This window comes from Streptomyces sp. NPDC050743 (assembly GCF_044456925.1).
In the GTDB taxonomy this organism is placed as follows: domain Bacteria; phylum Actinomycetota; class Actinomycetes; order Streptomycetales; family Streptomycetaceae; genus Streptomyces.
This window is the reverse complement of record NZ_JBITGJ010000003.1, coordinates 361,637-381,695: the sequence shown is the minus strand read 5'-3', so window position 1 is coordinate 381,695 and position 20,059 is coordinate 361,637. Positions and strand designations below refer to the sequence as shown.

The following is a 20,059-nucleotide window of genomic DNA, read 5'->3' as shown; positions in this document are numbered from 1 at the left end:
GTTGATAGGCCGGATCTGGAAGCCAGGTAACTGGTGGAGGTGACCGGTACTAATAGGCCGAGGGCTTGTCCTCAGTTGCTCGCGTCCACTGTGTTGGTTCTGAAACCACGAACAGCCCCGCCCGGTGAGGGTGGTGCGGCGTTCACAGTTTCATAGTGTTTCGGTGGTCATAGCGTGAGGGAAACGCCCGGTTACATTCCGAACCCGGAAGCTAAGCCTCACAGCGCCGATGGTACTGCAGGGGGGACCCTGTGGGAGAGTAGGACGCCGCCGAACAATTCTTGGGAAAGGCCCACGCCGGACGGCGTGGGCCTTTCTGCATTTCAGCGCCTTTTAGAACCTGCAGTACCCCGACGGCGGCAGGGCCGGGGCGGATCAGAGCCGGCCCGCCGCCTTCAGAGCCAGATACGCATCCGCCAATGCCGGCGCCAGATCCTCCGGCGTCGCGTCCACCACCGTCACGCCATGCCGGCGAAGCTGCTCAGCCGTGCGCTGCCGCTCGCTCTGCGCCTGCGCCGCCGCCGCTGCCTCGTACACCCCCTCCGCGCTGCCCCGGGACTCTGCCATGCGTGCGATGTGAGGGTCGGCCACCGAGGCGACCAGAAGGGTGTGTCGTTGGGTGAGCTGCGGAAGCACCGGGAGCAGGCCCTGCTCCACGGGGGCCGCGTCCAGCGTCGTGAGCAGCACGATCAGGGATCGGCGCGGCGCCGTACGCAGCGCCGCCGAGGTAAGGCCCCGGGCGTCTGTCTCGACGAGCTCCGGTTCCAGCGGGGCCATCGCGCTCACCAGGCCCGGCAGTACGTCTCCTGCCGAGCGGCCTTGGACCAGGGCCCGTACCCGGCGGTCGTATGCGAGGAGCGCGACGCGGTCGCCGGCTCGGGAGGCCAGGGCCGCGAGGAGGAGTGCGGCGTCCATGGAGGCGTCGAGGCGTGGGGCGTCGCCCACGCGGCCGGCCGAGGTGCGGCCGGTGTCCAGGACGAGCAGGATGTGACGGTCGCGTTCCGGGCGCCAGGTGCGCACGGCTACGGCGGACTGGCGGGCGGTGGCTCGCCAGTCGATGGAGCGGGTGTCGTCCCCGGGAACGTACTTGCGCAGGCTGTCGAACTCCGTTCCCTCGCCGCGGGTCAGCACGCTGGTGCGGCCGTCGAGTTCACGCAATCGGGCGAGTTTCGACGGGAGATGCTTTCGGCTGGTGAACGGGGGCAGAACTCGTACGGACCAGGGCAGCTTGTGGGCGCCTTGGCGGGAGAACAGTCCGAGGGGGCCGTAGGAGCGGATGGTCACGCGGTCGGCCTGGCGATCGCCGCGGCGGGTGGGGCGCAGCCTCGTCGTCACGCGCCGGCGTTCGCCCGGGGGGACGGTCAGGCGGTGGCGGGAGGCCTCGATCTCGGTGCCCGGCTGCCAGCTGCTGGGCGGCCAGCCGTCCCGCAGTTGTGCCCGCAGAGTGCGGCGGGAGGGGTTGGTGATCGTGAGCGTGACGTCGGCGGTGTCCCCGAGACGGGTGGAGGTGTCGCCGGAGCGGGACAGGACGAGTCGTCGTACGGGGGCGGCGAGCGCGTAGTCGCAGGCGCAGGCGAGGGCCAGGGATCCGTTGACGGCGAGGATGCCCGCCCAGCCGGGTTCCAGGATGCCGATGGGGATCGAGCCGAGGGCCGCGAGGAGGGCTGCGCGTCCGGTGATCGCCATCAGCGGGGGACCGGGACGTGGGCGAGGATGGCGTTGAGGACGGAGTCCGCGGTCACGCCTTCCATCTCCGCCTCGGGGCGCAGCTGGACCCGGTGGCGCAGGGTGGGCAGGGCGAGGGCCTTGACGTCGTCGGGAATGACGTAGTCGCGGCCGGTCAGCCAGGCCCAGGCGCGCGAGGTGGCCAGGAGAGCGGTGGCGCCGCGCGGGGACACGCCGAGGGTGAGGGAGGGCGACTCCCGGGTGGCGCGGCAGATGTCCACGACGTATGCGGTGATCTCGGGGGACACGGCCGTCTTGGCGACGGCGGCGCGGGCCGCTTCCAGGTCGGCGGGTCCGGCGACGGGGCGTACGCCGGCGGCGCGCAGGTCGCGCGGGTTGAAGCCCGAGGCGTGGCGGGTCAGCACGTCGATCTCCTCCTGACGGGAGGGGAGAGGGATCGTCAGTTTGAGGAGGAACCGGTCCAGTTGGGCCTCGGGGAGGGGGTAGGTGCCCTCGTACTCGACCGGGTTCTGCGTCGCGGCGACGAGGAACGGCTCGGGGAGCGGGCGTGGGGTGCCGTCGACGGTGACCTGGCGCTCCTCCATGGCTTCGAGGAGGGAGGACTGGGTCTTGGGCGGGGTGCGGTTGATCTCGTCCGCGAGCAGGAGGTTGGTGAAGACCGGGCCCTCCTGGAAGGAGAACTCGGCGGTGCGGGTGTCGTAGACGAGCGAGCCGGTGACGTCGCTCGGCATCAGGTCGGGGGTGAACTGGACGCGCTTGGTACCGAGTTCGAGCGCGGATGCCAGGGCGCGGACGAGCAACGTTTTGGCGACTCCGGGGACTCCTTCGAGGAGGACGTGTCCGCGGCAGAGGAGGGCGACGACGAGGCCGGTCACGGCGGGGTCCTGGCCGACCACGGCTTTGGCGATCTCGGCGCGCAGGGCTTCCAGGGCGGCTCGGGCGGTGCCCGGGTTCCCGGTGTTCCCGGCGTTGTCAGTGGTCGGGTCCATCATGAACGGCGTACCTCTCTTTCGAGGGCGTCGAGTTGGTCGGTGAGTGCGATGAGGGCCGCGTCGTCGCCGGGCGGCGGTCCGAAGAGGAGTGAGTGCAGGCTCTGTTGGTCGCCGGTGAGGTGGGCGGACAGGGCGGGGAGCAGGGCCTCGGGCGTGTGCGCCTGGGTGACGGGGATGCCGGCGAGGGGGGCGAGACGGGTGCGGGTGGCGGAGCGAAGAGCGGCGGCCGCGCGGTCGCGGGCGTCGGCCTTGCGGTAGAGGCGAGCGCGGCCTTCGGCGGTCTCCGAGGCGCGGATCGCGACGGGGAGTTTTTCGGGCACGAGGGGGCCGAAGCGGCGTCCCCGCCAGAAGGCGGCGAGGACCGCCGCGACGAAGAGCTGCAGGGTGCCCCAGAGCCAGCCCGAGGGGAGCAGGTCGAGGAAGTTCTTGCGGTCGCCGGTACCGGTGGCCGAGACGTCGGAGAGCGAGGGGAGGTACCAGACCAGATGGGGGCGGGAGCCGAGGAGTTGGAGGGCGAGCGAGGCGTTGCCCTGCTTGTCGAGGTGGTCGTTGTAGAGGATGTCGGGCGCGCCGAGCACGACGGTGTCGCCGCCCCCGGATGCCTCGGGGACGCGCAGCAGGGTGGCCAGGCGCGCGCTGGGGTAGCAGCGGTCGGCGTCGAGCCGGGTGGTGGTGTAGCGGATGCCGCCGGTGTCGGCGCTGCCCGCGCGCCGGGCCTCGGGGAGGGTGCAGCCCGGGGCGAGCGTGGTGGCGCTGCTGGTGGCGGGGTCTGCGGTGACTCCGGGGGCGAGCCGTTCGACGGAGGGGCTGCCGGCCGCGACCAGGAGGGTGCGTCCTCCGGAGGCCGCGACGGCCTTGCGCAGCCGGTCCTGTTGACGGCTCGTCAGCAGGTCGGGCACGGCGACCAGGAGAGTGGTGTCCGGCCCGGCCGCGTCCCGTGCGGCGCCGAGCGTGGTGACCAAGCGCGTGGAGACGCCGCGGTCGGCGAGGAGTTGAGCGACGGCACGGCTGCCATGGGGGTCGGCGGAGCGCGGGTCGAGTGCGCCGTGCCGGGCGGTGGAGCGTACGGCCGCCATGGCGACGGCCGCCACCAGGATCAGCGCGGCGGCGAGCGCGATGCCTCGCGCGCGGGTCCACACCTGGCGGACGGTGGGCGCGGTGGAGGTCGTCGGCAGCGTGGCCTCGGTGGTCACTCGGCGGCCCCCTGGTGGGTGGTGTGGGCCGTGCTGGTGGTGCTGTGGGCGAGGGCGGGCCGGCTGCGTTCCAGGTCGCGGTCGAGTTCGGCGATGCGCTGGTACGACTGCTCGGTGGCCCTGCGTCCGCCGTATGTCACGTCGTCGAACTCCCGGGCCGCGGCACGCAGTCGGTCGGTGTGCGCGGGCAGGGTCCGGCCGGCCTCGGCGGCCGCTTCGTCGGCGGTGCGGCCCGGGCGGACGTCGAGCAGGGTGCGCTCCTCCAGGGAGCGGACGATGGCCCGCATGCGTTCCTGCACGGCCTGGTTCCAGTGGCCCTGGGCCGCGTGTGCCTCGGCGGCGGCGCGGTGTTCGGCGGCGCTGCGGGGGCGGTCGTCGAACAGGACGGCGGCGCTGGAGGAGGGTTGCCGGCGCGGGGTGCCCAGGCGCCACCACAGGGCGGCCAGGACGGCGACGACGAACAGGACCACGACGACCAGGCCGAGTGTGCCGCCGGGTGTCGCCGAGGCGGCCGAGCTGAACAGCCGGTCGAGCCAGTCCCAGAACGCGTTCAGCGCGCGCTGGAACAGCCCTGGTTCGTTCTCGTGGTACATCCGCTTGGACAGCTCGCGGCGAGCCGCCTCCCGCGCCGGACCACGCGGGATGGTCACGGGCGGCTCGTCCCCCGAGCCGCCCGCTGCACGGACGACCGTGTCCGCCGCACGCAGCAGGCCTTGTACGACCGTGCTCACGGCGCCGGACGGGGCCGCCGCCGTGAGCACTCCCCCCGTGGGACTCACCGCATCAGCTCCCCGGGACGGGGCCGGGGCCGCCGGTGCTCTGGACGCTGGCGGCGCGGGCCAGTTCGAGGTCGAGGGCCTCGCGGCGGATGCGCTGGTCGATGTAGAGCAGCACGGTGACGCCCGCGCTGATCGGCAGGGTGAGCGTGGTGCCGATCAGGGCGCCGATGCCCCGGATGATCAGGGCGGTCCAGCCGACGTGTCCGCCGCTGGTGCCGAGCACGTCGCTCGTGCTGTCGCCGCTGACGGCGGCCCCGATCAGGGTGAAGGGGATGGAGATGACCGACGCGACGATGACGGTGATCAGCAGGGTGAGCAGCACGATGCCGAAGGTGCGCCACCAGGAGCCGCGGACGAGCTTCGCGGAGCGCTTCAGGGACTTCACGATGCCCTGCCGCTCCAGCATCAGGGCGGGCGCGGCCAGGTAGAAGCGGATTCCCAGCCATACCGCGACGACGGTGGCCGCGAGGAAGCCGAGGACGAGCAGGGCGGCTCCGCCGGCGCTGCTGCCGGCCAGCAGGACGAGGAGGCCGGGCAGCCCACCGACGACCACGACACCGGCGAAGATCAGGCCCAGCAGGACGAGCAGTCCGAAGAGTTTCAGGATCTGCGGGCGGGATTCGCGCCAGGCCTCGCCGGCGGTGACCGACCTGCCGAGGACGGCCCGGCTGGTGATGGTCGTGAGCAGGGCGGTCAAAACGATGATGGCGATCGTGCGGATCACCGAGACGATGCCGGTGCCGATCATGGTCTCGCGCAGGGCGTGGAGCGCTTCGTCGGGGCTGGCGTTGTTCGGGTCGTTGATCGTCGTCTGGACGGCGGTGTCGTTCAGGACGAGGCCCTGCAGCAGGACCATGCTGGTGTTCAGGAGCAGGGACACCACCAGCGAGATGCCGAGCACCGTGCGCCAGTGGGTGCGCATGGTGGAGACGGCGCCGTCGAGGATCTCGCCGACGCCGAGCGGGCGCAGCGGGATGACGCCGGGCTTCGCCGCGGGCGGGGGACCGCCCCAGCCGCCGCCCCAGGCTCCGTAACCGCCGGGGGTGCCGTGGCCGCCGTACCCGCCGGGGCCGCCGTACCCGCCGGGGCCGCCGGGCGGCTGTCCGGTCCAGCCCGGGCCGGGCGGCGGGGGCGGCGGGGGCTGCTGGGGGCTCGGGGCACCGGTGGGCGCGGACCACTGGCCGGCCGGCGGCTGCTCCTTGGACCACTTCACGCCTGGGCCCTGCGTGTCGGCGTCCGGCTGCGGTGCGGGTGCGGTGTCGCCGGGGCGGTCGGCAGGCTCGGCGGGACCCGACGCGCCGGGTTCCCGCCCCTCGTTCGACGGGGCGGTTCCGGGCGAGGCCCAGCCCGGAGTGTCTGTCATCGAAGCTCCTTCTCGGTGCCCGTCCGCGGTCGCGGCGGCAGGTTGGCAGCCATCGTGCCATGGGGTGGTCATCAAGGGACCGGCCGCGGTAGGCGCTGGGTGCCTTCAATTGTCCGCCGGATCCGGGGCAGACTGACCGCATGGCTGATCAGCAGGCGCGAACCGACGGGGACAAACGGCCGACCGAGATACCTGCGATCCGATGGGAGGAACCACCCGAAGGCCCTGTGCTGGTGCTTCTCGATCAGACGCGGCTGCCGGCCGAGGAGGTCGAGCTGGTGTGCACGGACGCGCCGGCGCTGGTGGAGGCGATCCGTTCGCTCGCCGTGCGCGGGGCGCCGCTGCTCGGGATCGCGGGGGCGTACGGTGTCGCGCTCGCCGCCGCGCGCGGATACGACGTGGCCGAGGCGGCGCGGGCTCTTGAGGAGTCCCGGCCCACCGCGGTGAACCTGTCCGTCGGCGTGCGCCGGGCCCAGGCCGCGTATCAGACCGCGCTGGCGCAGAGCGGCGATCCCACCGTGGCGGCGACGGCGGCACTCGCTGCGGCACGGGCGCTGCACCGGGAGGACGCCGAGGCCAGCGCCCGGATGGCGGCTCACGGGCTGGCGCTGCTGGACGAGCTGATGCCCGGCGGCGGGCACCGGATCCTCACCCACTGCAACAGCGGTTCGCTGGTGTCGGGAGGTGAGGGCACGGCCTTCGCGGTGGCCCTCAAGGCACACCGTGAGGGGCGGCTGCGGCGGCTGTGGGTGGACGAGACGCGGCCGTTGCTGCAGGGCGCCCGCCTCACGGCGTACGAAGCGGCCCGCACCGGCATGGCGTACACCTTGCTCACCGACAACGCGGCGGGTTCGCTGCTCGCGGCCGGTGAGGTGGACGCGGTGCTGATCGGGGCGGACCGGATCGCGGCCGACGGCTCGGTGGCGAACAAGGTGGGGAGCTATCCGCTCGCTGTGCTGGCGCGGTACCACCATGTGCCGTTCATCGTGGTGGCCCCGGTGACGACGGTCGATCCGGACACTCCCGACGGGGCGTCCATCGAGGTCGAGCAGCGACCGGGCTTCGAGGTCACCGAGATAGCGGCGCCTCAGGTGCCGCTGACGGGAGCGGGAGGCGGGGTTCCGGTGGCGCCCCTGGGGACCCAGGCGTACAACCCCGCGTTCGATGTGACGCCGCCCGAGCTGGTGACGGCCATCGTCACCGAGGAGGGAGCCGTTTCCCCCGTGACGGCCGAGGGCCTTGCGGAGCTGTGCGCCAGGTCGCGCGGGGCGACGACCAGCCAATAGCGCGATCGAAGGGCACGGCATGCCACCCGTGTGGCCCCCGCGCGTGTGCCCGGGGCGGCGGGGCCGACAGCCGTCACGGAGATCGACGTCGGAGGACAGGGGCAGACAGTGACGGCTCCGTACGACTATCGTCACCGGCCAGTGACCTCCCTCACCAGGGCGCCTGTCGCTGTTATGAGAATGGGATGATGTCGTTTATGAAGGGACGAGTCCTTGTCGTCGACGACGACACCGCACTGGCCGAGATGCTCGGCATCGTGCTGCGTGGTGAAGGTTTTGAGCCGTCTTTCGTAGCCGACGGCGACAAGGCGCTGGCCGCTTTCCGGGAGATCAAGCCCGATCTGGTCCTGCTCGACCTGATGCTGCCCGGTCGGGACGGCATCGAGGTGTGCCGGCTGATCCGGGCCGAGTCCGGGGTGCCGATCGTGATGCTCACGGCGAAGAGCGACACCGTCGACGTGGTCGTGGGCCTGGAGTCGGGCGCGGACGACTACATCGTCAAGCCGTTCAAGCCGAAGGAGCTGGTCGCCCGCATCCGGGCGCGGCTGCGGAGGTCGGAGGAGCCGGCGCCGGAGCAGCTGACCATCGGTGACCTGGTCATCGATGTGGCCGGGCACTCGGTGAAGCGGGACGGGCAGTCGATCGCGCTGACGCCGCTGGAGTTCGACCTGCTGGTGGCGCTCGCCCGCAAGCCGTGGCAGGTGTTCACCCGTGAGGTGCTGCTCGAGCAGGTGTGGGGCTACCGGCACGCCGCCGACACGCGGCTTGTCAACGTCCACGTCCAGCGGCTGCGTTCCAAGGTCGAGAAGGATCCGGAGCGGCCCGAGATCGTGGTGACCGTCCGCGGTGTCGGTTACAAGGCCGGGCCGAGCTGACATGTCGGGGGACAGCGCCGCTTCGGCTCCCGGCCGGTCCGGGTCCCGTCCGGGGCGGCCTGTCGGCCGGACGGCGGGGGCCCGGTTCAGAAGTCTCTTCGAGGGCGGGCTGCTCCAGGGCGGGGTCCAGGGCAGCCCGGTCATCAGGCTGCTCCTGCGCTGGGTGCGCCGTCCGCTGCTGCCGGTGATGCGGCTGTGGCGGCGCAACATCCAGCTGCGGGTCGTCGCCACGACGCTGGTGATGTCCCTGGGCGTCGTGCTGCTGCTGGGGTTCGTCGTGATCGGGCAGGTGCGCAACGGCCTGCTGGACGCGAAGGTGAAGGCCTCGCAGAGCCAGGCCACGGGCGGCTTCGCGGTGGCCAAGCAGAAGGCCGACGAGGCGGCCAGCGGCGCCGGTGCGGGCGCGGCCGCCGGGAGCGGCACCGCCGACGGCACCGCGACCGCGGACGGCCGTCAGTCGCAGAACGTCATCCAGTGGATGAGCGACCTCGTGGAGTCGCTGTCCAGCGGCGGCGCGGGCGCCTTCGACGTCGTCACGCTGCCCGTCGGCGACGACAGCGGCGGCGGCCGCAGCCCGCGCGGCTCCGGGAACGTCAACCCGACCTCCAGCATCCCCGACGACCTGCGTGAGCGGGTCAACAGCGGTACGACGGCCGCCCAGAGCTACACACGGATCGTCTACGCCACCGGCAAGGAGTCGCAGCCGGCGCTGGTCATCGGCAAGCAGGTCAACGACCCCAACGGGCGGCCGTACGAGCTGTACTACCTCTTCCCGCTCACGCAGGAGGAGAAGTCCCTGAGCCTGGTCAAGGGCACCCTCGCGACCGCGGGACTGTTCGTCGTCGTGCTGCTCGGGGCCATCGCCTGGCTGGTGGTGCGCCAGGTCGTCACGCCGGTGCGGATGGCGGCCGGGATCGCGGAGCGGCTGTCCGCCGGGCGGCTGCAGGAGCGGATGAAGGTCACCGGCGAGGACGACATCGCGCGCCTGGGCGAGGCCTTCAACAAGATGGCGCAGAACCTCCAGGTGAAGATCCAGCAGCTGGAGGACCTGTCGCGGATGCAGCGCCGGTTCGTGTCGGACGTCTCGCACGAGCTGCGCACCCCGCTGACCACCGTCCGCATGGCCGCGGACGTCATCCACGAGGCGCGCGAGGACTTCGATCCGGTGACCGCGCGCTCGGCCGAGCTGCTCGCCGACCAGCTGGACCGGTTCGAGTCGCTGCTCGCGGACCTGCTGGAGATCAGCCGCTTCGACGCGGGCGCGGCGGCACTGGAGGCCGAGCCGATAGACCTCAGGGAGGTCGTCCGGCGCGTGGTCAGCGGTGCGGAGCCGCTTGCCGAGCGCAAGGGCACGCACATACGCGTGGTCGGCGACCAGCAGCCCGTCGTCGCCGAGGCCGACGCCCGCCGTGTGGAGCGCGTGCTGCGCAACCTCGTCGTCAACGCCGTCGAGCACGGCGAGGGCAAGGACGTCGTCGTCAAGCTCGCCGCAGCGGGCGGCGCGGTCGCCGTCGCGGTGCGCGACTACGGCGTGGGACTCAAGCCGGGCGAGGCGACCCGGGTCTTCAGCCGCTTCTGGCGGGCGGACCCGGCACGCGCGCGTACCACCGGCGGTACGGGCCTCGGGCTGTCGATCGCCCTAGAGGACGCCCGGCTGCACGGCGGCTGGCTGCAGGCCTGGGGCGAGCCGGGCGGTGGCTCGCAGTTCCGGCTGACACTGCCGAGGACCGCGGACGAGCCGCTGCGCGGTTCGCCGATACCGCTGGAGCCCAAGGACTCGCGTCGCAACCGTGGCCTCGACGAGGCCGGTCTGCCCGGCGGAGGCGAGGAGAAGCGGGCGACCCTTCCCGTGCAGCAGCGCGGCCCCCAGTCGCCCGCCCTGCCACCGCGCGCCCCGATCGCGCCGCGGCCGGCCGCCGGCGCCGCCGACCCGGCCGCACTGCCCGGCAACGGCAACGGCGCGCGCGTGGTGCCCCGGCCCACCGGTGGTGCACGGCGCGCGGACGACAGGCCCGCCACGCGTCCGGCACCCGACGCGGGCGCGGAACGGCCGGATGCGGCCGACACGGAGGACTCGACCGAGCCAGGGGAGGCATTTCGTGGGCGCTGACCGCAAGGGAGGCGCCCGGCCCAGGTCGGGACGCGCGGTGGCGTACGCCGCCCTGGGGACCGTACTGCTGGCCGGGTGCGCCTCGATGCCCGACAGCGGGGATCTGCGGAACGTGGAGTCCACGCCGCGGCAGGACACCGGCGTCCGGGTGTTCGCCATGCCGCCGGCCGAGGGCGCCGGGCCCGCCGAGATCATGCAGGGCTTCCTGGAGGCGCTGACCAGTGACGATCCGGCGTACGACACGGCCCGCAAGTACCTGACGTCCGCCGCGGCGCACAAGTGGCGGCCGGAGCGGTCGACCACGGTCCTCGCCAACGGGCCGAGCATCGAGCCCGACTGCCGGCCGGGCCCGGGGTCGGAGCCGACGAGCAGCGTCACCTGCGTGCTCGCGGGCAGCAGGGTCGCGACGGTGGACTCGCAGCAGGCGTACCAACCGGCCGGCGGCTCCTACCGCAAGAAGGTGCACCTCACGCGGGACACCAAGAACGGGCAGTGGCGCATCGACGCGCTGCCCGACGGTGTCGTCATGGGCAAGTCGGACTTCCAGCGCAACTACACGTCCGTCGACAAGTACTACTTCGCCTCCGACACGACGGTCGGGTCCACGCGGGAGCCGGTGGCGGTCGCCGACCCGGTGTTCGTGCGCAGCAAGGTGGACCCCATGACGCAGATGGTCCGCTCGCTGCTGAGCGGCCCCACCCTCTGGCTCGAGCCGGTCGTCAGGTCCAGCTTCCCGACCGGCACGGCCCTGCAGAAGGACGTGTCGGGGCTGGCGCCGGACGACCAGAACAAGCTGACCGTGCCGCTGAACCTCAAGGGGGCCCAGGTCACGGCGACCAAGTGCACCGAGATGGCGACGCAGGTGCTGTTCACGCTGCGGAACCTGGCGCCGACGCTGGAGTCCGTCGAACTGCAGGGCGTCGGCGGCCACCGGCTGTGCGACCTCAACGAGGAGCGCGCCGAGTCCACCGCCTGGCACGGGTCGGCCAAGAGCCCCGAGAACCTGTACTACCTCGACGGCAAGCACCGGCTGGTGCGGATGCCGACCGGGAGCACCACCACCAGCGCCGTACCGGTGCCGGGTCCGCTGGGCGAGGGCGGCAAGGCGCTCGCGTCGGTGGCGGTGTCGCGGGACGAGCACAGCGCGGCCGGCGTCGGCGACCAGGGCAGGTCGTTGTATGTGACGTCGCTGGCGTCGGGCGGTTCGCTGGGGCAGGCGCTGGTGACCAGCCAGGGCGCGACCCTGAACGACCGGCTGACGACGCCGAGCTGGGACGCCCGCGGCGACCTGTGGGTGGCCGACCGGGATCCGCGCCGTCCGCGGCTGTACGTCATGGAACAGGGTGCTGCGAAACCGGAGGAGGTCGCGGTCCCGGACCTGCCCGGCCGGATCAGCGACGCGCGGGTCGCCGCCGACGGAGTGCGGATCGCGCTCGTGGTGGAGAAGGCCGGCAAGCAGTCCCTTCTCATCGGCCGGATCCAGCACGACGACGGTACGGGGCAGGGCACGTCGGTGGTCGAACTGCGATCGGCCGCGCCCGACCTGGAGGAGGTCAGTGCCCTGTCGTGGGCCGGGGACAGCAGGCTGCTCGTCGTCGGCCGGGAGCAGGGCGGTGTGCTGCAGTTGCGCTACGTCCAGGTCGACGGCTCCACGCTGGACGGGCCGGCGCCGGGCGCGCTCACCGGCGTGAAGTCGATCGCCGCGTCCGAGGACGAGGGGGTGCCGCTGGTGGCCTGCTCCGAGGACGGGATCGTACGGCTGCCGTCCGGGTCGCAGTGGCAGAAGGTGGACAAGGACGGGACGGCGCCGGTCTATCCGGGCTGAGCGTCGCACCACGCACCGCCCCTTCCCCCGTGTGGGTGAGGGGCGGTGCGCGTTTCCCCGGGTTGTCCACAGGGTGTTTTCCACAGGGGTGGCCGGGCCGCTTTTGCGTTGGCACAGTGGTGGACATGCGGGGGTGGTGGCAGGACCTCACCGACCTGGTGCTGCCGACCGACTGCGCGGGCTGCGGAGCACCTCGTACGGTGCTCTGTCCGGGGTGCCGGGCCGCGCTGTACGGCCGCGCGCCGCGGCGGGTGCGGCCGGTGCCGGAGCCGGCCGGGCTGCCGGTGGTGCATGCCGTGGCTCCGTACGCGGAGGAGGTGCGCACGCTGCTTCTCGCGCACAAGGAGCGGGGCGCGCTGGCCCTCGCGGGAGCCCTGGGCGCGGCCCTGGCGGGAGCCGTGCGGGCGGGGCTCGGCGGGACCGGCGCGGGTGCCGCTGCCGCGGGCTTGGGGCCCGTGCTGCTCGTGCCCGTGCCCTCCGCCCGGTGGGCCGTGCGGGCGCGTGGGCACGATCCGGTGCGGCGGATGGCGCTCGCGGCGGCCGGGGAGCTGCGGCGCACCGGGACGCCGGCCAGGGTGGCGGCCGTGCTGCGCCAGCGGCGGCCGGTGGCGGACCAGGCCGGGCTGGACGCGCGGCGGCGCCTGGCGAACCTCGCGGGCGCGCTGGAGGTGACGGCGGGCGGTGGCCGGCTGCTCGGCGAGGGTCGCGTGGTGCTCGTGGACGACCTGATCACCACCGGCGCCAGCCTCGCGGAGGCGGCGCGAGCTGTCCGGGAGGTGGCAGAGGAGGGAACTGGGGTGAGAACAGTCGTGTACGGAGCCGTAACTCGGGAAGGAAGGGATGAACGACTGATCGGAGCACGGTGGGAGAGCGAGAAGTGGGTGCATGGTGCACCGGAAAAGACGGTCGTGAACACCGCCCGGCATGCGCTCCATGCGGCCGTGATCGCCGCTCCGCTGGATTCTTTCGAAATGAACAGGAACTGATCGCTGACTTGCATCGTTGCAGGTTGCGGGAGGGGTAATTCACCTGAAGGGAGGTACGCAGGAGTAGAGGGTGACGACATCCGTCCGGGCGAGATATGTTCGGTTGTGAGGAAAGGCGCAGGCCACACCTCTCATATCGGAATGCCGTGCCGCGGGTTTTCGGCAATCACCCGTGGCGGTGGGGTGGAGATCTCGCCCTTGGGGGAGGAGGAGGTGGAAGTCACCGAGTCCGCGGTCCGGTGATCACCGGGCCTGGTGCAAAGGGAGATGCTCCGCCGATGGAGCGGAGCGATCCGGGAACGGAGTTCTGCGTGGACATCGTCGTCAAAGGCCGCAAGACCGAGGTGCCCGAGCGGTTCCGCAAGCACGTGGCCGAGAAGCTGAAGCTGGAGAAGATCCAGAGGCTCGATGCCAAGGTGATCAGCCTCGACGTCGAGGTGTCCAAGGAGCCCAACCCCCGACAGGCCGACCGCTGTGACCGAGTGGAGATCACGCTCCGCTCCCGCGGTCCGGTGATCCGGGCGGAGGCAGCGGCCAGCGACCCGTACGCGGCACTCGACCTGGCGGCGGAGAAGCTGGACGCCCGGCTGCGCAAGCAGCACGACAAGCGCTTCTCCCGCCGAGGCGCACGCCGGATCTCGGCGGCCGAGGTGCCCGACCACGTCCCGGGCGCGGCGACGCTGAACGGCAATGGCCTGCCCGCTCAGGAGGAAGAGACGGACGGAGTGCCGACGAAGAAGATCGGCTCGCTGGAGGTCAAGGGTGAAGGCCCCCTCGTCGTCCGCGAGAAGACCCACGTCGCCGCCCCGATGAGCCTCGACCAGGCCCTTTACGAGATGGAACTGGTCGGCCACGACTTCTACTTGTTCGTCGACGCAGAGACGAAGGAACCCAGCGTCGTCTACCGGCGACACGCCTACGACTACGGCGTGATCCACCTCAGCACGGACCCGATGGTCGCTGAGGCGCAGCCCCCCGCGGCGGGTGGCACGCTGGGTGGCTGACCCATCCGGCCCATATCGAGCCGGTGCCCCTGGAAGCGCGTGTGCGCCCCCAGGGGCACCTGTGTGCGACCAGTTCACGCCTCGCCCGTCACCCCAGTGTCGCCCGGGCATGAAATCATGACCGGACCGGCCCAACCGGTGGGCCGCTGCCTTGGGTTGGCGATGGCACAGGACCACAGGCCACAGCCTTCAGGGGGAGGAACGATGGCGGACACCTTCGGACCGATGCGGGACGAGGATGGCGACGACGGTGTCATCGGCATGGGCCCGGACACGGGCTCCGTACGCGCGGAGCCGATCAGGGTCCTGGTCGTGGACGACCACGCCCTCTTCCGGCGCGGCCTGGAGATCGTGCTCGCGGCCGAGGAGGACATCCAGGTCGTCGGCGAGGCCGGTGACGGGGCGGAGGCCGTGGACAAGGCCGCGGACCTGCTGCCCGACATCGTGCTGATGGACGTCCGCATGCCCAGGCGCGGCGGGATCGAGGCCTGCACCTCCATCAAGGAGGTCGCCCCCAGCGCAAAGATCATCATGCTGACGATCAGCGACGAGGAGGCCGACCTCTACGAAGCGATCAAGGCGGGCGCGACCGGATACCTCCTCAAGGAGATCTCCACGGACGAGGTGGCGACCGCCATCCGCGCGGTGGCCGACGGGCAGTCGCAGATCAGCCCGTCCATGGCCTCGAAGCTCCTCACCGAGTTCAAGTCGATGATCCAGCGCACCGACGAGCGCCGGCTGGTGCCCGCGCCGCGGCTGACCGACCGGGAGCTGGAGGTCCTCAAGCTCGTCGCCACCGGGATGAACAACCGGGACATCGCCAAGGAACTGTTCATCTCCGAGAACACCGTGAAGAACCACGTCCGCAACATCCTGGAGAAGCTCCAGCTGCACTCCCGGATGGAAGCCGTGGTCTACGCGATGCGGGAGAAGATCCTCGAGATCCGCTAGCGCCTACCCGAGCAGGCCGGCGAGTTCCCTGGTCAGGGGCTCGCGCAGGCCGGGTGCTTCCACCCGCTCCACCCGGACGTCCGTGCAGTTCACCCAGGTCGCCGCCTCGATCAGGGCCTCGGCGACCGCAGGGACCGCCTTCGGGCCGTCCAGGGTGACCTGCCTTGCCACCAGCGTGCGGCCCTCGCGCGCCGGGTCCACCCGCCCGACCAGCCGGCCGCCCGCGAGCACGGGCATCGCGAAGTAGCCGTGGACCCGCTTCGGCTTGGGCACGTACGCCTCCAGGCGGTGGGTGAAGCCGAAGATCCGCTCGGTGCGCGCCCGCTCCCAGATCAGCGAGTCGAACGGCGACAGCAGGGTGGTGCGGTGCCTGCCGCGCGGCGGTGTCGCCAGGGCCGCCGGATCGGCCCAGGCCGGCTTCCCCCAGCCCTCGACCTCGACCGGCACCAGACCCGAGTCGGCGATCACCGCGTCGACCTGGTCGCCCTTGAGGCGGTGGTAGTCGGCGATGTCCGCGCGCGTGCCGACGCCGAGGGATTCGCCGGCCAGCCGGACCAGGCGGCGCAGGCACTCGGTGTCGTCCAGCTCGTCGTGCAGCAGCGCCTCCGGGACCGCGCGCTCTGCCAGGTCGTACACCCGCTTCCAGCCGCGCCGCTCGACGCACACCACCTCGCCGTACATCAGCGCGCGCTCCACCGCGACCTTGGTGCCGGACCAGTCCCACCAGTCGCTCGTCTTCTTCGCGCCGCCCAGTTCCGTGGAGGTCAGCGGGCCTTCCGCGCGCAGCTGCTTGATGACCTGCTCGTACACGCCCTCGGGCAGCTCGTGGTTCCAGTGCGGGCGGTCACGGTAGGCGCGGCGGCGGAAGGCGAAGTGCGGCCACTCCTCGATGGGCAGGATGCACGCCGCGTGCGACCAGTACTCGAAGGCGTGGGCGCCCGTCCAGTAGGCGGCCTCGACCGTCTTGCGGCCGACCGCGCCGAGGCGGGCGTACGGCACGAGTTCGTGGGAGCGGGCGAGGACCGAGATCGTGTCGAGCTGGACCGCCCCGAGGTGGCGCAGCACGCCGCGGACTCCGGCCCGCCGGTCGGGCGCGCCGAGGAAGCCCTGGGCCCGCAGGGCGATACGGCGGGCGTCGTCCGCGGTGAGGGTGGTGGTCGGTCGCGGAAGGGTCGTCATGCCCCGGACGATAGACGGTGCCACTGACAGTCCGCGGTGAGCTGCGCAGATACCCGGAAACGGTGGGCGGACGCCCGGGGCGGGCGGGGTGTGGGCCTGGAGGAGAAGGCTGCGCGGGAGGCCGGTGTGGTCAAGGGCGGGCGGGGAGGTACGGCGCCGTGGACGGCAGGCCCAGGTCAGAGGGGAGCAGAGAGCCGACCCAGCAGTCCCGGCGCACTCCCTTGTTGTTCAGCGCGGAGCGCAGGGTGCCCTCGATGGTGAACCCCGCGCGCTCCGCCACCGCGCGCGAGGCGCGGTTGCCGACCTCGGCACGCCACTCGACCCGGTCGACGCCGACCGCGGTGAAGATCCACCGGCAGGCGGTGAGCGTGGCCTCGGTGACGTAACCGCGGCCGCGGTGCTCCTTGGCCGCCCAGAAGCCGACCTCCGCCACGCCGAGCGAACGCATGGTGAGACCGAGCATGCCGGCGAGCTCCCCGCCGGTGAGGAACACACCGAAGGTGAATATCGAACCCTGCGCCCAGCCGTCGGGGACCAGCTCCTCGGTGAAGCCGCTCGCGTGCTCGGGCAGATACGGCGAGGGCACAGTCGTCCAGCGCTGGATCTCGGGGTCCTGCGCGGCCTCGTACACCGCCTGGGTGTCGTGCGGGCCGACCGTGCGCAGGATCAGGCGGTCGGTGGTGAGCGTGACGGGTTCCATCGGCTGATTGTGCTCGGCGGTACACGGCCGGGCCATCGGTTTTCGCTATATGTGAGCGCGTGATCACAGTTCGCGCAAATCCTCGCGCGGATGCGGCACTATCCGTGTGCCCCGTCCGTTGTCCGGGATGAAGCGGCGCCGAAACAGCCGTCGGCCGCCAGGCCTCCCGGCCCAGCCGGGGTCTCGCATACGATGGCCGTTGCTCAGTACGTCAAATGGAAACCGACCGTCCCAGGCCCGACCGGCAAGGAGACAAACCCCCGTGTCCGTCCTCTCGAAGATCATGCGTGCAGGCGAAGGCAAGATCCTGCGCAAGCTGCACCGCATCGCGGACCAGGTCAACTCCATCGAAGAGGACTTCGTGAACCTCTCCGACGCCGAGCTGCGGGCCCTCACCGATGAGTACAAGCAGCGGTACGCCGATGGTGAGAGCCTGGACGACCTGCTCCCCGAGGCCTTCGCGACCGTCCGCGAGGCCGCCAAGCGCGCCCTCGGCCAGCGGCACTACGACGTGCAGCTGATGGGTGGCGCCGCCCTCCACCTCGGCTATGTGGCCGAGATGAAGACCGGTGAGGGCAAGACCCTCGTCGGCACCCTGCCCGCGTATCTGAACGCCCTGTCCGGCGAGGGCGTCCACATCGTCACGGTCAACGACTACCTGGCCGAGCGCGACTCCGAGATGATGGGCCGGGTCCACAAGTTCCTGGGCCTGAATGTCGGCTGCATCCTCGCCAGCATGACCCCGGCCCAGCGCCGCGAGCAGTACAACTGCGACATCACCTACGGCACGAACAACGAGTTCGGCTTCGACTACCTGCGCGACAACATGGCGTGGTCCAAGGACGAGCTCGTCCAGCGCGGACACAACTTCGCCATCGTCGACGAGGTCGACTCCATCCTCGTCGACGAGGCCCGTACGCCGCTGATCATCTCGGGCCCGGCCGACCAGGCCACCAAGTGGTACGGCGACTTCGCCAAGCTCGTCACGCGCCTGAAGAGGGGCGAGGCGGGCAACCCGCTGAAGGGCATGGAGGAGACCGGCGACTACGACGTCGACGAGAAGAAGCGCACGGTCGCCATCCACGAGGCCGGCGTCACCAAGGTCGAGGACTGGCTGGGCATCGACAACCTCTACGAGTCGGTGAACACCCCGCTGGTGGGCTACCTGAACAACGCCATCAAGGCCAAGGAGCTCTTCAAGCGCGACAAGGACTACGTCGTCCTCGACGGCGAGGTCATGATCGTCGACGAGCACACCGGCCGTATCCTCGCCGGCCGCCGCTACAACGAGGGCATGCACCAGGCGATCGAGGCGAAGGAAGGGGTGGACATCAAGGACGAGAACCAGACGCTCGCCACGATCACCCTGCAGAACTTCTTCCGCCTCTACTCGAAGCTGTCCGGCATGACCGGTACGGCGATGACCGAGGCCGCCGAGTTCCACCAGATCTACAAGCTCGGCGTGGTCCCGATCCCGACCAACCGGCCGATGGTCCGCAAGGACCAGTCGGACCTGATCTACCGCACCGAGGTCGCCAAGTTCGAGGCGGTCGTCGACGACATCGCCGAGAAGCACGAGAAGGGACAGCCGATCCTCGTCGGCACGACGTCCGTCGAGAAGTCGGAGTACCTCTCGCAGCAGCTCAGCAAGCGCGGCATCCAGCACGAGGTGCTGAACGCCAAGCACCACGAGCGCGAGGCGTCGATCGTCGCGCAGGCCGGCCGCAAGGGCGCGGTGACCGTGGCCACCAACATGGCCGGTCGTGGTACGGACATCAAGCTCGGCGGCAACCCCGAGGACCTCGCCGAGGCGGAGCTGCGCCAGCGCGGCCTCGACCCCGAGGAGCACATCGAGGAGTGGGCCGCGGCGCTGCCCGCCGCCCTGGAGAAGGCCGAGCAGGCCGTCAAGGCCGAGAAGGAGGAGGTCGAGGCCCTCGGCGGCCTCTACGTCCTCGGCACCGAGCGGCACGAATCGCGGCGCATCGACAACCAGCTGCGCGGTCGTTCCGGCCGTCAGGGCGACCCGGGCGAGTCCCGCTTCTACCTCTCCCTCGGTGACGACCTCATGCGCCTGTTCAAGGCCCAGATGGTCGAGCGCGTGATGTCCATGGCCAACGTGCCGGACGACGTGCCGATCGAGAACAAGATGGTCACGCGCGCGATCGCGTCCGCGCAGTCGCAGGTCGAGCAGCAGAACTTCGAGACCCGTAAGAACGTTCTGAAGTACGACGAGGTCCTCAACCGGCAGCGCGAAGTCATCTACGGCGAGCGCCGGCGCGTGCTGGAGGGCGAGGATCTGCACGAGCAGGTCCAGCACTTCATGGACGACACGATCGACGCGTACGTCCACGCGGAGACCTCCGAGGGCTTCCCCGAGGACTGGGACCTGGACCGGCTGTGGGGCGCGTTCAAGCAGCTCTACCCGGTGAAGGTCACCATCGAGGAGCTGGAGGACGCCGCCGGTGACCGGGCCGGTCTGACCGCCGAGTTCATCTCCGAGTCCATCAAGGACGACATCCACGAGCAGTACGAGGCCCGCGAGGCGCAGCTCGGCTCCGAGATCATGCGTGAGCTGGAGCGCCGGGTCGTGCTGTCGGTCCTCGACCGCAAGTGGCGTGAGCACCTCTACGAGATGGACTACCTCCAGGAGGGCATCGGCCTGCGCGCGATGGCGCAGAAGGACCCGCTGGTCGAGTACCAGCGCGAGGGCTTCGACATGTTCACCGCGATGATGGACGGCATCAAGGAGGAGTCCGTCGGCTACCTGTTCAACCTGGAGGTCCAGGTCGAGCAGCAGGTCGAGGAGGTCCCGGTCGAGGCCGCGGAGCCGGTCGGCGAGGGTGTTCCGGAGACGGTGCCGGCGCAGGCCGGGGCGCGTCCGGAGATCCGCGCGAAGGGGCTGGACGTTCCGCAGCGGAGGGATCTGCACTTCTCGGCGCCGACCGTGGACGGCGAGGGCGGCATCGTGGAGCGCGACCTCGAGGACGACGAGCCGGTGCGCTCCGAGGCGGACGGGCTGACGCGGGCGGAGCGGCGGCGGCAGGCCAAGGGCGGGCGGCGCCGCAAGAAGTAGCGGGTCGCCTGCGGCGCGCTGACCGTGCAGAAGGGCCGGGCCTCCTTTCGGGGCCCG

The 20,059-nt window shown here is 71.4% G+C and carries 15 protein-coding genes and 1 rRNA gene; 9 read left to right on the top strand and 7 right to left on the bottom strand.

Annotation, left to right across the window (positions count from 1 at the left end; translation table 11 throughout):
* Positions 1 to 159: 159 nt before the first annotated feature.
* A 5S ribosomal RNA gene (gene rrf / locus ACIBJF_RS05905) occupies positions 160 to 276 on the top strand.
* Positions 277 to 375: 99 nt separating this feature from the next.
* On the opposite strand, the gene ACIBJF_RS05900 is transcribed toward rrf, so the two are convergent.
* From ACIBJF_RS05900 to ACIBJF_RS05880, 5 genes are read right to left on the bottom strand one after another with little or no spacing between them, the layout of a single operon-like run.
* Positions 376 to 1,686 carry a DUF58 domain-containing protein gene (locus tag ACIBJF_RS05900; protein ID WP_399172456.1) on the bottom strand — a complete coding sequence of 437 codons (1,311 nt, stop codon included), beginning with the start codon at positions 1,684 to 1,686 and terminating at the stop codon, positions 376 to 378.
* Positions 1,686 to 2,675 (bottom strand): AAA family ATPase, encoded by a 990-nt coding sequence (locus ACIBJF_RS05895; RefSeq protein WP_399172469.1) that lies wholly within the window; start codon positions 2,673 to 2,675, stop codon positions 1,686 to 1,688. The genes ACIBJF_RS05900 and ACIBJF_RS05895 overlap by 1 nt, the downstream gene beginning before the upstream one ends.
* A complete protein-coding gene (locus ACIBJF_RS05890) occupies positions 2,675 to 3,871 on the bottom strand; it encodes a DUF4350 domain-containing protein (protein WP_399172454.1) in 1,197 nt (398 codons plus the stop codon). Before ACIBJF_RS05890 ends, ACIBJF_RS05895 begins: the two co-directional genes overlap by 1 nt.
* Positions 3,868 to 4,650: a DUF4129 domain-containing protein gene (locus ACIBJF_RS05885; protein WP_399172453.1), complete on the bottom strand. Its 783-nt coding sequence runs from the start codon at positions 4,648 to 4,650 to the stop codon at positions 3,868 to 3,870. The genes ACIBJF_RS05890 and ACIBJF_RS05885 overlap by 4 nt, the downstream gene beginning before the upstream one ends.
* Before the next feature lie 4 nt (positions 4,651 to 4,654).
* On the bottom strand, positions 4,655 to 6,013 hold the full coding sequence (locus tag ACIBJF_RS05880; protein WP_399172452.1) for a glycerophosphoryl diester phosphodiesterase membrane domain-containing protein: 1,359 nt from the start codon (positions 6,011 to 6,013) through the stop codon (positions 4,655 to 4,657).
* A gap of 140 nt (positions 6,014 to 6,153) precedes the next feature.
* Here ACIBJF_RS05880 and mtnA point away from each other — a divergent pair, with 140 nt between their 5' ends.
* The 7 genes from mtnA (at position 6,154) to ACIBJF_RS05845 (ending at position 15,050) form a co-directional block, all read left to right on the top strand.
* Complete coding sequence (gene mtnA, locus ACIBJF_RS05875; RefSeq protein ID WP_399172451.1) at positions 6,154 to 7,299, top strand: S-methyl-5-thioribose-1-phosphate isomerase; 1,146 nt, start codon at positions 6,154 to 6,156, stop codon at positions 7,297 to 7,299.
* Between the two features lie 185 nt (positions 7,300 to 7,484).
* Positions 7,485 to 8,174 (top strand): two-component system response regulator MtrA, encoded by a 690-nt coding sequence (gene mtrA, locus ACIBJF_RS05870; protein ID WP_399172450.1) that lies wholly within the window; start codon positions 7,485 to 7,487, stop codon positions 8,172 to 8,174.
* Position 8,175: 1 nt separating this feature from the next.
* Entirely contained in the window at positions 8,176 to 10,284 is a 2,109-nt protein-coding gene (mtrB, locus tag ACIBJF_RS05865; RefSeq protein WP_399172449.1) for an MtrAB system histidine kinase MtrB, read from the top strand.
* Positions 10,274 to 12,109, top strand: a complete 1,836-nt coding sequence (locus ACIBJF_RS05860) for an LpqB family beta-propeller domain-containing protein (RefSeq protein WP_399172448.1) — start codon at positions 10,274 to 10,276, stop codon at positions 12,107 to 12,109. The genes mtrB and ACIBJF_RS05860 overlap by 11 nt, the downstream gene beginning before the upstream one ends.
* Positions 12,110 to 12,234: 125 nt before the next feature.
* On the top strand, positions 12,235 to 13,095 hold the full coding sequence (locus ACIBJF_RS05855; protein WP_399172447.1) for a ComF family protein: 861 nt from the start codon (positions 12,235 to 12,237) through the stop codon (positions 13,093 to 13,095).
* A gap of 311 nt (positions 13,096 to 13,406) precedes the next feature.
* A complete protein-coding gene (gene hpf, locus ACIBJF_RS05850) occupies positions 13,407 to 14,099 on the top strand; it encodes a ribosome hibernation-promoting factor, HPF/YfiA family (protein WP_390681328.1) in 693 nt (230 codons plus the stop codon).
* A gap of 204 nt (positions 14,100 to 14,303) precedes the next feature.
* Positions 14,304 to 15,050: a response regulator transcription factor gene (locus tag ACIBJF_RS05845; RefSeq protein WP_356312001.1), complete on the top strand. Its 747-nt coding sequence runs from the start codon at positions 14,304 to 14,306 to the stop codon at positions 15,048 to 15,050.
* Positions 15,051 to 15,053: 3 nt separating this feature from the next.
* Here the strand turns inward: ACIBJF_RS05845 and ACIBJF_RS05840 are convergent, their stop codons facing one another.
* Complete coding sequence (locus ACIBJF_RS05840) at positions 15,054 to 16,229, bottom strand: winged helix-turn-helix domain-containing protein (RefSeq protein WP_399172445.1); 1,176 nt, start codon at positions 16,227 to 16,229, stop codon at positions 15,054 to 15,056.
* Positions 16,230 to 16,359: 130 nt separating this feature from the next.
* Positions 16,360 to 16,929 carry a GNAT family N-acetyltransferase gene (locus tag ACIBJF_RS05835; protein ID WP_399172443.1) on the bottom strand — a complete coding sequence of 190 codons (570 nt, stop codon included), beginning with the start codon at positions 16,927 to 16,929 and terminating at the stop codon, positions 16,360 to 16,362.
* 262 nt (positions 16,930 to 17,191) lie between these two features.
* Here ACIBJF_RS05835 and secA point away from each other — a divergent pair, with 262 nt between their 5' ends.
* Positions 17,192 to 20,002, top strand: a complete 2,811-nt coding sequence (secA, locus tag ACIBJF_RS05830; protein WP_399172441.1) for a preprotein translocase subunit SecA — start codon at positions 17,192 to 17,194, stop codon at positions 20,000 to 20,002.
* Positions 20,003 to 20,059: the final 57 nt, after the last annotated feature.